Origin of the sequence: Methanolobus tindarius DSM 2278 (assembly GCF_000504205.1) — an archaeon.
GTDB lineage: Archaea > Halobacteriota > Methanosarcinia > Methanosarcinales > Methanosarcinaceae > Methanolobus > Methanolobus tindarius.
Genome location: NZ_AZAJ01000001.1, coordinates 320,039 through 334,321, shown reverse-complemented (window position 1 = coordinate 334,321; position 14,283 = coordinate 320,039). Strand labels below are relative to the sequence as shown.

The 14,283-nt window shown below is 42.0% G+C and carries 9 protein-coding genes; 3 read left to right on the top strand and 6 right to left on the bottom strand.

Features of this window, described 5'->3' with window-relative positions; genetic code table 11:
- Positions 1–6: 6 nt before the first annotated feature.
- Both METTI_RS01520 and METTI_RS01515 read right to left on the bottom strand, forming a co-directional pair.
- Positions 7–849 carry a class I SAM-dependent methyltransferase gene (locus METTI_RS01520; RefSeq protein ID WP_023844046.1) on the bottom strand — a complete coding sequence of 281 codons (843 nt, stop codon included), beginning with the start codon at positions 847–849 and terminating at the stop codon, positions 7–9.
- 401 nt (positions 850–1,250) lie between these two features.
- A complete protein-coding gene (locus METTI_RS01515; RefSeq protein WP_023844045.1) occupies positions 1,251–1,691 on the bottom strand; it encodes a flavodoxin in 441 nt (146 codons plus the stop codon).
- Between the two features lie 408 nt (positions 1,692–2,099).
- Between METTI_RS01515 and METTI_RS01510 the strand changes: the two genes are divergently transcribed.
- From METTI_RS01510 to METTI_RS01500, 3 genes are read left to right on the top strand one after another with little or no spacing between them, the layout of a single operon-like run.
- Positions 2,100–3,863, top strand: coding sequence for an ABC transporter ATP-binding protein (locus METTI_RS01510; RefSeq protein ID WP_023844044.1), 1,764 nt, complete (start codon positions 2,100–2,102; stop codon positions 3,861–3,863).
- Positions 3,864–5,675, top strand: a complete 1,812-nt coding sequence (locus METTI_RS01505; protein WP_023844043.1) for an ABC transporter ATP-binding protein — start codon at positions 3,864–3,866, stop codon at positions 5,673–5,675.
- Positions 5,626–6,114, top strand: a complete 489-nt coding sequence (locus tag METTI_RS01500; protein ID WP_023844042.1) for a metal-dependent transcriptional regulator — start codon at positions 5,626–5,628, stop codon at positions 6,112–6,114. The genes METTI_RS01505 and METTI_RS01500 overlap by 50 nt, the downstream gene beginning before the upstream one ends.
- Here the strand turns inward: METTI_RS01500 and METTI_RS01495 are convergent, their stop codons facing one another.
- The 4 genes from METTI_RS01495 to METTI_RS01480 form a co-directional block, all read right to left on the bottom strand.
- Positions 6,115–6,477, bottom strand: a complete 363-nt coding sequence (locus tag METTI_RS01495) for a DUF2149 domain-containing protein (RefSeq protein ID WP_023844041.1) — start codon at positions 6,475–6,477, stop codon at positions 6,115–6,117.
- Positions 6,474–7,097 carry a MotA/TolQ/ExbB proton channel family protein gene (locus METTI_RS01490; RefSeq protein WP_023844040.1) on the bottom strand — a complete coding sequence of 208 codons (624 nt, stop codon included), beginning with the start codon at positions 7,095–7,097 and terminating at the stop codon, positions 6,474–6,476. The genes METTI_RS01495 and METTI_RS01490 overlap by 4 nt, the downstream gene beginning before the upstream one ends.
- Positions 7,097–7,774: a DUF2162 domain-containing protein gene (locus METTI_RS01485; protein WP_023844039.1), complete on the bottom strand. Its 678-nt coding sequence runs from the start codon at positions 7,772–7,774 to the stop codon at positions 7,097–7,099. Before METTI_RS01485 ends, METTI_RS01490 begins: the two co-directional genes overlap by 1 nt.
- 936 nt (positions 7,775–8,710) lie before the next feature.
- Positions 8,711–14,086: a cobaltochelatase subunit CobN gene (locus tag METTI_RS01480; protein ID WP_169729089.1), complete on the bottom strand. Its 5,376-nt coding sequence runs from the start codon at positions 14,084–14,086 to the stop codon at positions 8,711–8,713.
- Between the last annotated feature and the right edge of the window lie 197 nt (positions 14,087–14,283).

Genomic DNA, 14,283 nt, shown 5'->3' with positions numbered 1-14,283 from the left:
CAGCTCCTAATTGTTCTGTTTCTTTTCCCAGCAGATCCGCACGCGTGTGGAATCGGCTTTTTCAGAGATGCTGCCATTTTCCCATGAGAGCTCATCCCTGAGATAATTATAAAGAATAGCTTCCTGCTCAGGTGTCTCAATTGTATATCTTGATTTGAAGAAATCCATGGCTTCGTCCATGGATGTAAAATCATTTGTGTATTCCATAGGGAACACTGCCATATCCGGATAGATTCCCATATCGTAGAGAACGTTGTATAATACATCGCATTTAGGACCGCATGTATAATTAGTTCCGTACAGATATGGCCACAGGTTTACAGAATGTTCTTCCCAGGGACTGGTTCCTGCAAACCAGTATAGGTAAACATGTTTTGAAGAAGCCTGTTCCATTTTTTGAATGGCATCCCTTATATCCGGCATACCAAGAGAGAATGATGCAATGACAATATCATAAGGACCGTCAAGGTCTTTCTCAACGTCAAGGTCTTCCCAGCGTTTGCTGACGCAGTCAAGGTTAGTTATTCCTTTTTCAGTAACATTATTAAGAAGCAGATTTCTCATACCTTCTGCCGGTTCAACAGCCGTTACGTGTGCAACCCTTTCTGCAATAGGTATTGAGAGTCTTCCGGGCCCTGCACCAATATCAAGTACCCTGGACTGCGGTGTTAGCGGAAGTTCTTCCAGAGTAAGTTGTGTTCTGTCAGAGAATTTCTGAGTTCTTTTCCAGAATCTTTCGGCGTTGTCCTTTTTGTTCCACAGGTTGTTCTCAACTTCTTTGTTTGCTGAGTGTTGGGCAGCCATTCGTTCTTTCCATATTTCATTCCAGTCTATTTTTCCGTGTTCCATTTAGATTCCTTCCTTGGGGTGTTCTACATTGAGCTAGAATTGCTATCGTTATTATTACAAAAGTAATAAATAATCGATTTAAATGTTATTTTTTAATTTAATCGTAGCACTAATCAGCATATAATATAAAACTATGTATTAACAGTGAAAACACCTAAGAAAAATTCCATATAGCAAATAAAATAAAAATATATCACGAAAAAAATCAAGATATAGCAGATTCTGTTCTGACTTAATGCACGATCTTTTTAGAATGCACAAAATGAGGCATTACGCAAAAAATAAAAAAAGGAATTATTCTATCTGTTTAATGTCAAAGAATTGTTCATTTTTAGTTAATGAGCACATGATTATAAACAGTTGTACTATAAATTTCCATAAATATTGCATTTTATGTTTTATCAGCTTATATTAGCAAGGAGTTTTTCTGCCCACTCAGATGCCAGGTCAAGCTGGTCATCAACATCCCCGTCAATTTTCAATCCTTCCGTGACAAGTTCTGCTCCGCATGATTCAAGCCTTGCTTCAAGAATATTTACTGCCTCACAGAAGAAAACGTAATCACTGTCTCCCGGCCCAAAACAGGCAGCTTTTTTTCCTTCAAGTTTCAGCCCATCCATTTCGCGTTCAAAGGGAATGAAATCATCCTGCAGTTCACCTTCTCCCCAGGTGGAACATCCTAACACTATCAGATCGTAGCCTGTGATTTCAGGAGGTTCAATGTCAGTGATATTCACAAGTCTGGCATCAAAACCATTTTTATTGAATGTACTTTCGATCTCTTCTGCAAGCGTCTGTGTGCTCCCCGTGGTACTACCATATGCAATTATTGTTTTTGTCATGTTTAACACCAATCATTTCTTTTTACTGAGTCTCCCGGTTTTTGCATTAGCATCTGGAATTCCAGTTGGTATTTTAGGGAAGACTACAATGTCTAGTAAAAACTAGTAAATAATGGATTATATATAAAGCTTTGTTATTTTCTCTGCTGGAATAATCCGGGTTTGTGTTTTTCTGAATTTATAATAACGAATATCATACATATTTTATTTTGAAAAACATTATTAGAAGCATGTTACATTCTGATTAAATGTATCTGCCTTGTTTCTTTTGATTAATCTGCAAAAACCTTTATATCTAATGTATGTAGATATATCTTGTAATATTAGTCATAACTAATTTATCTTGTTAATTCTATGGATAGAATTCTGTGGTTGGTTATTTTGCATCCCTGTCAGAGGTAGTTTAAAATGGAATTATTACTGGAAACGTTCAAACAAAAGAAGATCGAATTTATATTGTCGGTAATCCTGGCTGCGTTAGGTTCTGTATTATACATTGTCCCTTACGTAATCATCTTTTACATTATCAGGTACTACCTGAATGCAGGGGTAAATGCATCCTTTGAACCTGTAATAGAGATGCTGTTTTATGGATTTCTGGCAATAGTGCTGCGATATATACTGGTAATTTCCAGTTTTGTTTCCAGTCACATTGCAGCCTTTGACCTTCTCTACATTATACGTAAACGTCTTACGGAACACATTGGAACTTTGCCAATGGGATTCTGGTCATCCAATAATACAGGAAGGGTCCGTAAGATCATACAGGAAGACGTTGAAACCATCGAAAATTTTGTTGCTCATCACATTCCTGACATGGTCTCCGGCCTGGTGCTTCCACTGGTAACACTTGCTTTTCTTTTTACGGTTGACTGGCGTCTGGCCATTGCCGCCGCAATTCCATTGCCTCTTGGCCTGATACTGGTCAAAATGATGTGGAGTGGCGCCGGTACAGGTCAACAACGTCGTGAATCTTTCAGGGAATACCATGACTCTCTTGAGAAAATGAATTCCACAAGTGTGGAGTATGTACAGGGAATGCCTGCGGTGAAGGTTTTTAATCTTACACTGGATTCGTTCAGAAGGCTGAAATTCTCGGTTCTTGATTACAGGAAATTCGTCCTGAAAATCTCAAAGAAAAGTACCCCGTATTGGGCTACATTTTCTGCCATAGTTGTTGGTGGTGGGATATTTGTAATTCCCACAGGACTTTACCTTCTGCAAATGGGGGAAATTAATGTATCCACCATGATTCTTTTCCTTTTGCTTGGTACCGGTTGTATGTGTGAGTTCATTCCTTTCATAATGACCGTTTCCCACTCTGAGTACATATTTGAGGGTGCAAAAAGGATTGAATCAATACTTAACGAAAAACCACTTCCTGAACCTTCCAGTCCAATTATTCCCGACAGATATGGTATCGAACTCAATGATGTTTGTTTCAGATATCACAACTCTGAGGTTCTTTCAAATATCAATACCGTTATTCCTGAAGGGTCCTTTACAGCAATAGTAGGCCCAAGTGGAGCTGGTAAGACGACCCTTGTAAACCTCATGGCAAGAATGTGGGATGTTTCATGCGGAACAATCCGTATCGGAGGTATTGATCTCCGGGATATGGGCACTGCTGGTGTGAACCGGACAGTTGGAACTGTTTTCCAGGAAGTGCAGATGCTCACTGATACTGTAAGGGAAAACATCCGTATGGGAAAGACTGATGTGACTCAGGAGTCCATTGAGAAAGCTGCCAGGGCAGCCGCATGTCATGATTTCATACTTTCTCTTCCCAATGGTTATGATACCGTCATAGGCGAGGGTGGCGAGGTTCACCTGAGCGGGGGAGAAAAACAACGCATAGCTCTGGCACGGGTGATACTCAAAGACCCTCCGGTAATCCTTCTGGATGAAGCCAGTTCCTATGCAGATGCAGAAAATGAAACACGGATGCAGGAAGCTTTTTCAAAGCTCATGGCCGGTAAAACAGTTGTTGTGATTGCCCATCGTCTTTCTACTATTGTTAATGCGGATTCTATTCTTGTTGTCAATCACGGTGAGGTTGAAGAGCAGGGTACCCACGATCAACTCCTGGAAAATAAAGGTCTTTATTACCAGATGTGGAAAGCCCATACAAAAGCAAGACACTGGAAACTTTCAGACAAGGAGAGTGATTAAATGAAAGAAAATAAATCATGGGATTTATATGCTGATAACAGGAAAGACATCTTAAGCATAGTTGGCCTTAATTTCCTGTCCGATATTCCCAGGGGATTATTCAATGGTCTGCTTTACCTGTTCATCCTGGGATTGGTACTACCGGTGTTAAACAATACGGCACATGATTTTTCCTATCTCTGGGAATTATTTGCTTTCTATATCTCAGCATTCGTACTTTACCTGATGTTAACTGTGATAAGCCAGACCAATAACTATGTACGTGCTTACTCTATCTCAACTGACCTGCGTATTGTTCTGGGAAATAAGCTCAGGCGTCTTCAGCTTGGTTTTTTCAAACAGAAGGATCCGGGAGATGTCACAGGCCGTCTTTTGCATGATGTCAGCCAGGCAGAAACAACATTATCACATAACCTGCCGGATATAGTTACTTCAGTGGTAGTGCCTGTGCTTATTGGCCTGTTCCTGATATATGTGAATGCGGAAATGGCCGGTATAATGCTGCTGTCTGTGCTTATTGCTGCATTTTTTGTAATTCTGGCCCGGCGGATAATAGCCGCACTTGGAATGGAGCATGTAACAGCTATTAATCAGACTTCCTCAAGGATACTTGAATATGCACGCTCTGTAAAACTACTCAAATCATATGATATGACAGGTGACAAATTCAGCATACTTGACAACACCATGAGAAAACTGAAAAAACTCAGTTTCAAAAGTGAAGTATATGCCGGAATTCCTGTCCAGATCTTCCTGTTACTGCTGGATGCAGGATACCTGATCATGCTGTCAGCTGGAGCCACAATGACTCTTACAGGTGATATATCAATACCGGAACTTTTTACTTTTGCAGTACTTGGGTATTATTTCTTTGCTCCCATCAAAAAGCTTGGACCTATCCTGGTCCTGATGCGCTACACACGTCTTTCAATTGACCGCATTGGTGAAGTCCTGACTGCAGAAGAATTGCCGTTTGATGCCGAACAGGAACTTCCTGATGATAACACAATTGAGTTCAATAATGTCAGTTTCCGTTACAAAGACAAAGATGTCCTGAAAAACATAAACTGTCGTTTTCCGGTGAACTCCATGACAGCTCTTGTAGGACTTTCAGGTTCCGGAAAATCAACAATGATAAACCTGATAGCGCGTTTCTGGGATGTCCAGTCAGGTTCCATTAGTATTGGTGGAGTTCCGGTTAAAGAGCTTAATCCTGATCTTCTCCTTTCCCGTATATCAATGGTATTTCAGGATGTGTATCTTTTCAATGACACTATAGCTAATAATATACGGGTGGGTAAGCAGTATGCTACACTTGAGGAAATAAAGAAAGCTGCAAGACTTGCACGCTGTGATGAGTTTATTGAAAAACTTCCGCAGGGTTATGATACGATTGTAAGTGAAGGTGGCAGCTCACTTTCAGGTGGTGAGCGCCAGAGAATATCAATTGCAAGGGCAATCCTGAAAGATGCACCTATAGTCCTGCTGGATGAGGCAACGGCATCACTGGATCCTGAAAATGAAGCAGTCATCCAGGAGGCTCTGGAGAATCTGGTAAGAGGACGTACTCTTATTGTTATTGCACACCGGTTTAAGTCCATAGAAAATGCGGACCAGATACTTGTTCTGGATGACGGTAAAATATCCGAATCCGGGACACATGACTTACTTGTATCAGGAGGAGGGTTGTACCAGAGGTTATGGATGATGCAACAACAGGCAGGAGGATGGAAGATGCGAAGTTCTGATCCTGCGGTAAAATATGACAACATTATGGGAACATCTTCCGTTTCTGTGGATCAGCAGATTTGAGATTATATTTGATGGAATGAAATATTTCAGTATTGTCAAAAAGGTTAAGGCTGGATGGATGATGCTATCGAGAAAAGCAGAGAACTATTTGAAAGCTATAATGACTATCGAATCTGAAAAAGGCTATGCACGCATTAAGGATATTGCAGGAGCAATGAATGTCAGGGCTCCAAGTGCAACTGAAATGGTAAAACGCCTGGATAAAGAAGGTTATGTAAGCTATGTAAAATACGGAAGTGTGAACCTTACTTCAAAAGGAAACAATGTAGCAAGGATTGCGGAGAACAGGCATGATCATCTGAAATCCCTTCTCATGGACATCATACATGTCCCTGAGAGTATTGCAGAAAAAGATGCTCTTGTCCTTGAACAGCAACTTCATGACGTGACTATTGAAAAAATGAAAAAGTATGTCCGGTCGAGAAGACCGGGCCACTGATCAATTGTTTTCCGCTGATTCTTCGCTGTCTTCAGGCACATAGATCACTCTGCCATCAGCCAGCCTGTATGCAGTCCCAAGGGCTTCCCCTGTTCCGCCTCCTACCTCATCTGTCATGTTCAGGACTTCTATTGGCTTGCCTTCCTCTTTGATTATTATTTTCATATCCTGCTGTCCAGGATTTTTGATAATTGTTAAATCCTCACTGGGGTCCAGTAACTCCGGTAACTGGTATGACATAACAAGAGCAACAAGAAGGGCAACGGAAAAGACCATGGCAATATCAAAAAGATTAGCAACCCCTGTAAGGGGATTTTGCTCATCTTCGTTATCTATGAGTCTTCTTCGGCTTTTTCGCTTCAAGCTTTAACCTCCAGAGTCTCTAAAATGTAATCTATGTCTGCCATGTCCTGCCAGTACCATCTTTTTCTGATCTGGGTGAGAACATATCCAATGCTTCCTGCGAAAAGGCCTACAACCGTTGTAGCAAAGGCTATCATGAGATTGTTTGCAAGTTGTTCTATGTCGCCGTTAGATAGTCCGATGAGTGCAGGTCCAAGAGGTATAAGGGTACCCATAAGTCCCAGCATAGGCGAAATAGTGGCAACTATCCTGGTCTGTTCCAGTCTCTTTGACATCCTGATCTCAAATTCCTGTGCCAGCCATTCGATGGAAGGCAGCATATTATTCTCAAGATGTTTTGAGGCTGCATTTGCAAAATCTATTACCATCTGGTTCTGTTTGATATTTTGCAGGGATACTGCAGCCTTTTTGAAATCCTGTGAGCCAATATTCTTTCTTACAACAGTACAGCACTGTTCCAGATTGGCAGGGTCACGATTCCTTTTTGAGTATTCTGAGAGGAATTCTCCTATCAGGGATAGTGAAAAGATAACCAACAGGATCAATGTGATAATCACAGGATACAGTAAGGAAGCTGAAAATATGTACAGCGTCTGGAATACAAAAGACTCAAAAGCCATTATGAATGCCTCCTTATCTTCTCTTTCAAATACCCTGCCAGGATGAATATACCGAATACAAGGAAAGGTATTATTCCTACACTTTCAGATGATACGGGTGTTATGTTCATTGACTGCATTTTGATAAATGACGGGATTAGCAGGATGCTTAGCATATAAAAAAGTCCCAGAAATACCATTATATTTCCAAGTGTGTCGGGTTTTTTACCCATTTTCCTGAAAAGGTATGCGGAACTCACCACTGATATGAAGAATACAAGTCCTACAAGAAGTCCTACAAGCATTCCATTTACTTCAAAAGTCGTAACCAGAATCATACATGAAAGGAACAAGGCTGCAAGACATACGGGACAGGGAAGTGAAAGTAATACAAAGGTATGCTTTGAAACGTCACATCCGCAATTCCATTTTTTATTCGTATAGATCCCTACACCTATAAGCAGGATTGCAAGGATTGAGTGTACGACCATACCTTTTCCTGCAATATCCTGCAATCCCTGGATATTTATATATCCGGTAAGGGAACCCATGATCAGGGATATTATGAAATAGGTCCCTCCAAGCAATAATATCTTTTTAAACCCTATACTTGAAAAGCCACATCCTGCGCCGGTTTTCATGCCGAAGACCAGGATTGATAACAATATACCAACTACAATAGAATAAGCAATATCCATTTTTCCTCCTAAATTATATCATACTACTTGATGGGTAATTTTTTGATATTCCAGAATCCAGATACTTAATAAAATTCAAAAATACCGGAAGATGCCTGTAAATCCTTGCCACAGATTTCTTGATTTGCTTTTGAATTAGGATTTGACAGGTTGGTAAATGTTACTTTTGTTACCAGGAAACAAGAGGCATAAATACATATTTGATTTTCATGCCCGGCATTTTTGAATTCTATTTGTACCTTCTATACAATCATAGATATGGCTACTAATTTGCGTACTATGCACAATTATTAGATAGCTACATATCTGTTAGAGTAATAAATTAGTGTTAGGGATACATCTATCCTACTCTAATAAAGTTAGGTATAATATGAAAAACAAACTTTCTGTCTGTTCAATAAAATGATTATTCATACCACTAAAATAGAAAATGGTTTTTCTGTTCCAGAAAAATATGAATTTTCAAATAAAAGTACACCTACAAAAAAATAATAGTCATTATACTAACAAAAATAATTTTAAGAGGACAAACGGTGCCTGATTTGCCCTCGCATTTTGTGCACTGCCTTTAGGTATGAGTGCATTCTCCATAGTCTCTCACAAACATACGAAGGCCGGTATGCAACAAAACATCATTTCCATGGATGGAAAAACAACTGCATGACAGATAACAGTTGATTGTGATGTGCGATGCTGCATAACAGCGGTCCATTATACGTGTTATACTTATTTAGAAGTTTTGGTATAACTATAATTGTTAGTTAAATCTATACACATTCGCCATATGTCTTGTCCGGAACTTCTTTACTTTTTCAATATGAACAAACCAGTCTTCAGGATCATATCCTAAAAAAATCATCTGTAGAAAGAAAACAAAAGCATATCAATAAAAAAAATTGCACCCCGAATTTGTTTCAGGGTGCATTTCAACACTCATCAATTTCTCTTAAATCCCACATAGAATACTGTGAGAGTCAGCAACACAAACACTGTTCCGAGTATTGCGACCCCTGAGGCTGACATTCCGGATGTGGAACTCTGGCTGTTTTGGTTTGCATTAGTCTCGGCTTGCATTACATTCCCTTCCACATAGTTGTCAGGAGTTGAAGCACGCGAAGTATCTGTTCCGTAGCCCCCATCGTTTGCGTTGGAACTCTGGTTACTCATGCTTTCCTGGTTCTCGTTGTTGTTCGCAGGGACAATCTTTGCACTGCCGGTACCGCTACTTCCGCCTGATGAAGTACTACTGAGATCAGTGCTGGGGTTATCCAGTATCTGATGCGATGTTGCATGTCCATTGGCATAGTCATCTAAAAGAGCGTTTCCACAGCAAAGGACACAGCAGCAGGGGCCATACTCTTCTACGGATTCCTGGTACTTATTTGCCAGATTCTCAAGTACATCGTCTGAAGCCTCCCATTCCCCCAACCTTATTGCTTCAATTAACTGGGCGTACGCGGACTGGAGAGCATATGGATTATTATCATTAAACCATTCTTCCAGTCCAAGGTCATTTGAATCCAGTACATAGGTGTCGTATATCTGCTGCCACATATCATCGGTAACAGCTCCCGTGGTATAATCAAGCGCAGCGAGATCTTGCAAAATAGCTAACAATTCTGCCGCCCCGGCGTAGCCACTTTCCATCAGGCCTGATATATACGTTGGATTCCAGTAGGTGGAGTACAACTCTGTGTAAAGGTATTCTACAAGGGTTGTTGTTTCCATATTTTCCGAGTCTCTCAGGTCTGCAATATACATTTCCGGATATTCCCCGTCGATTTCCTTTATTGCCAGGGCCAGTCCTCCGTAGAACGTGCTGACGTGGTCAAAGACTACTCCACTGCTTCCGCGGCCGTCATTGCCACTCCTGCTGAACACAATAGCCTCCGTGCCACTTAGTACCTTTTTGAATAACTCGGGTTCGTGCTGACCCCATACATCCTCACCGTATACATAAGCCATACTGCTCAGGTACAGTGCCGCAAGTTCGCTATCGTTACCATTCCATGTATCACTCTGGGACATTGCAGAGCCCATTGAACCGACTTCATACATTCCCAGATCAGGGCCAAAAACCCTATCCATTGAAAGGTCTTTTGCTTCCTCTTGTGTATAGTTGCCGGTTCCATTCAGGTACTCATACAAACCATCGGAATTTTCCTTCACATAGTTGTCCCAGGTACTATCAGAATCGTCCAGCTCCGAAACCTTTGCCACGGCCCTGTCCATCATTTCTATCTGCAGTTCCCACGTATCCCTGTATACACCTGTGATGGTGACCACCACATCAATACGCGGATGGGTCAGTTCTTCGTCCGGGATTATCTCCACATCTGAAAGGATGCCATTCTCCCATACCGGCCTGACACCCATCAGGTACAGTATCTCGGATTCCATAACGCCTTTATGCCGCAGGGTTTCTGCTGACCAGAGGACAAAACCTATCTTTGTGGGATATTCTCCGTCGTTCGCCTCCTTCCACTCTTCAAGGAATGCATCCGTAAGTTCCACACCCTGATTCCAGGTCTCCTCGCTTGGTATTACATATGGATTGAAAGAATAGAAATTCTTGCCCGTTGGGAGGACTGAAGGACTGCGTATCGGGTCGTCCCCAAGAGCCGGGGCTATGTATTGTCCTTCAAGGGCATTCAGAACACTTTCAATCTCGCCTCCGCATGCCTCCAGGGTTTCTGCATAGGTGATAGCATCTTCAAGATCATCATATACCTTCTGAGCATCGGTTGAGAGGCGGAAACTTTGCTTCTCCAGAATGACAAGCGATGTGGAATTTATTCGTTCTCCTTCCGAAGTATAGTATGTCTGGCCGGAGATTGATGAATTGCCTGTGAGAGCCTGTAATTCATTGTATTCATCTTCGGTTCCGCTTGTATATACCCAGAGTTTGTAGTCTTCTTCACTTTCCCCTTCTTCAAGAACGTGTTCCGTTGTTTCCTGATCTATGTAATAGAACTGTGCACCGCCCATCTCCGCAACATACTGATAGTAATATGCCCTAAGAGTATAGGTTCCATCAGGCAGGTTAATGAATGAAAAGTTTCCGTCACCATCGGTTCTGTCAACTGCCACCACAGCATCATCCTGGAGGAGCAGGACTGTCATTTCCACTCCGGTTTTGTTCGTAGAGTTCATTTTGGAATAATACCATACCTGGCCGGAAAGGCTGGCATCTCCCGGAAGAAGAGCTTCTATTTTATTGAACTCCTGTAGGGTAGAACTTTCCAGTTCCACTTCACAGGTTGCGTTCTGGGGTCCCCTTATAGTCAACATTTCATTTCCGGTCAGGTATTCCTCACCGGAAGATTCCAATGCATAGACTGAATAATTGACCCAGTCATTAGCCCAGTCCTCTCCATCCAGATTAGTAAATCCGAAGGTCCCGTTATTGTATGTGTGAGTAACCCCTGCTATTTCTTTATACATCGATGGTGTTTCATTCAGGTATATTTCCAGTATATCTTCCGGTTCGGTACCGTTAATCAGCAAGTCTTCAAGCATTTTATACAGTGTATTATTCTCGTTGGCGGATTCCAGTTCCTCTTCATCACCTTCGTACACCGCAGCAACATTCTCCTTAAAACTGCTTCCCAGCAGGGATTTGACCATGGCTACCAGCTCTTCCCCTTCCAGAGTCTCACCAAGGATGTGCAGTCCATAAGGCATATTTTCCGAGGCCAGTTCATGCAGGTAGCTGTGAACTTCTCCATAAATCACAAACTCCTCATACTCCTCTTCCGTCATATCGACCAATTCTTCTGCAGACACACTCAGAACGTTTTCAAATCCCAGGGATTCATACAGTTCTATTGTCGAATTTCTGTAATCATATTTGATTGAATCATTGTTTTGATCAGCCTCCGTGTAGAGGTGTATCTTGTCGTGCAGTTCCAGAAGTTCTCCATATAGTCCGGCGTCAACTATTGCCGGTGTAGCGTGATCCACTATTACGCAGTTGCCTCTTCTTTTCGCTACAGACCCTTCTGAAATTCCTCCGACGTTATAGATATAGACCACCGGCATATCTCCGATTACTATGGCAGGCCAGTCCTCAGTAGCCGAAAGCCCCACTCCTTTGCCCTTAAGCCACTCCTGGGTTCCGTGCTGTCCGAAATGGATAACTACATCAGCTTCGTATTGTTTCTGTAACCACAGGTAGAAAGCAATGTAATGGTGGTCAGGAGGTGTGGTCTGGTCATGGTAGAGGATGGAAGTGTTATTAGTACCTCCGCGTGTTGGCTGGGGAGCCAGTATTACATTACCCAGAGTGATCTTTGGGAATACGAAATATTTTCCACTTTCATTCTCATATACCATAAGATCACCGGGAGCTTCTCCCCATATTTCTGTTACTTCATTTTGGCAACTCTCCGGTAGCTGGGAAAACATTTCCATATATTCTTCCACTGGCATGAGTTCCGTTTCATTGGTGCTTACTATCGTTTCCAGTTCATCGGGAGCCCAGGCACCAATATTGCGTCCCTGATCCTCCACCAGCTGGCGAAGCTCCGTTGCGTTGGGTGTACTGTTACCAAGGGTGTAGCCCCGGTCTTCCATTCCTTCCAGCAATGAGACTATACTGGGAGCCACGTCAAGGTTGGTGGCTGTCATTGCTGTATCCCTTCCCGGAGAGTTATGGTAATAGATCAGGGCAACTTTGCGATCTTCGTTCTCAGTAGTTTTGAGATTTATCCAGTTCAGGGTGCGGTTAATCATCCATTCCATCTGTGCAGGGATGGGCTCATCCACGTATGCGTCGTGGTCTTCGTCATATTTCTTGCCGCTGACTACTATGGATTCGATTTCCCCTCCAATTTCCATGATGGGTATCTGGTACTGGTAATAATAACTCCTTCCTGTGGTACTGTTTTCCCATTCCTCTATGGTTCCTTCATACTCGATGGCATTGATAACAGGAACATTGACATCCTGCAGGTAATCCGTGTCATATATTACGCCGGTGACCATGGCACCCATTCCCATGTCTATAAAAGCATCTACAAGCCATTCTTCTTCATATTTGAAATACTCCGGAGTACTGCTGTAGAGTAACCAGTGCATGTGTACGGGAATTACATTGATGCCCTTTGCTTCAAGTCTGCTGATGAGATCATCGATAGCCCTGTCTCCTATGTCCCCATTTGTGTTGATCAGGAAAGGTATGCCTATAGTGATATTGTCGGGATTGTACACATGATGGGTGCCGTCATCCGTAGAATACCACTCCATATATTCCTCAAGTGTTTCAAAAGAAGGCCTGCCCATATCCGGATGGTAGACACCATTTGTAGGAACCGTTATAGGATCCCATACATTCCCATCGATCCCCTCACAGAAATTGATCAGTATATAGGCCAGCAGCCTTTCCGTATTGATTGAATAGAAGTTATTCCAGTATTCTTCCAGTTTAGGATATTTATCCAGTTCTACAGTTCCCAGACCGAAGCCTCCGAGATCAATAATAGTGGCGTTCTCACTTTTAGTCCCGTTCACGATGGCTATTACATCATCTTCGACAGAAGCAGCCATAAAAGACATAGCTGTCATGGAAAACAGAACAATCACATCACTATCTCCCAGATCAACGTTTTCAGGTGCTGTATAAGATATGTTGGAAGTAGATGACCGGCTAAAGGCATAAACCGAAATATTTACCCCCTGATCCTCCAGGTCTAGCTGTGAAACCGCCTCCCGGAGCATATACGCACTGTCATCGTCCATCACTATGCAGGATATGTTTACTGGCTGTGTTATGTTAAGGTATTCTTCATCTGCTTCCACATACTCTTTTGAGTATAATCCGATTGCTGCACCTCTGGCAATTTTCATGTAGTGGGAGGGTGCATCGCTGGAATCAAAGAATCCTGCTGTCCCTGATATGGAACCATTTCCGGAAACAGAAGTCACAGTTCCGCTGACTATGGTATCATGCAATGCCTCTGCCTGAGGCCATAGGTAAGAATCGTTGTCTCCATATAGAAGAGTTCCATTAAACAACAGATTTTCCACAGCCTCCCCATTTTCAATGGTAACAGTTGTATTGCCTACTCCCCAGCCATTCATAGCAGGAATCCAGTATGAGAAAAAAATTTCATATTCACCATCTGGTACGTCTGAAAAGGTAAAGTCCCCGTCAGGAGCATTTATTAAATCCTCAAGAGTATCATATACTATTGTTTCCGTATCATCTGTGTATGTCTTTGCTATCAGGGTGTAATTTGTGTTGTTTGCACCAGGCACATCTGAAAAATCGAATGTTGCCGCTGACAGTGCAGGACATACGGTCAGTACCAATATAAAAAAACTAAAAAGTATCCATAACTTGTGTTTACTATACATAATATCCACCATTTTCAAATATTTCCGAAATTATTCGTAGGGCGAAAATTCTTTGGTGACTCTAATGTTTATTAGGTGTATGAATATCTCCTCCTAACAGAGTTAGGAATAGCCAGAACTCCCAAACACTTACTTATATTCCGGAAAAATCC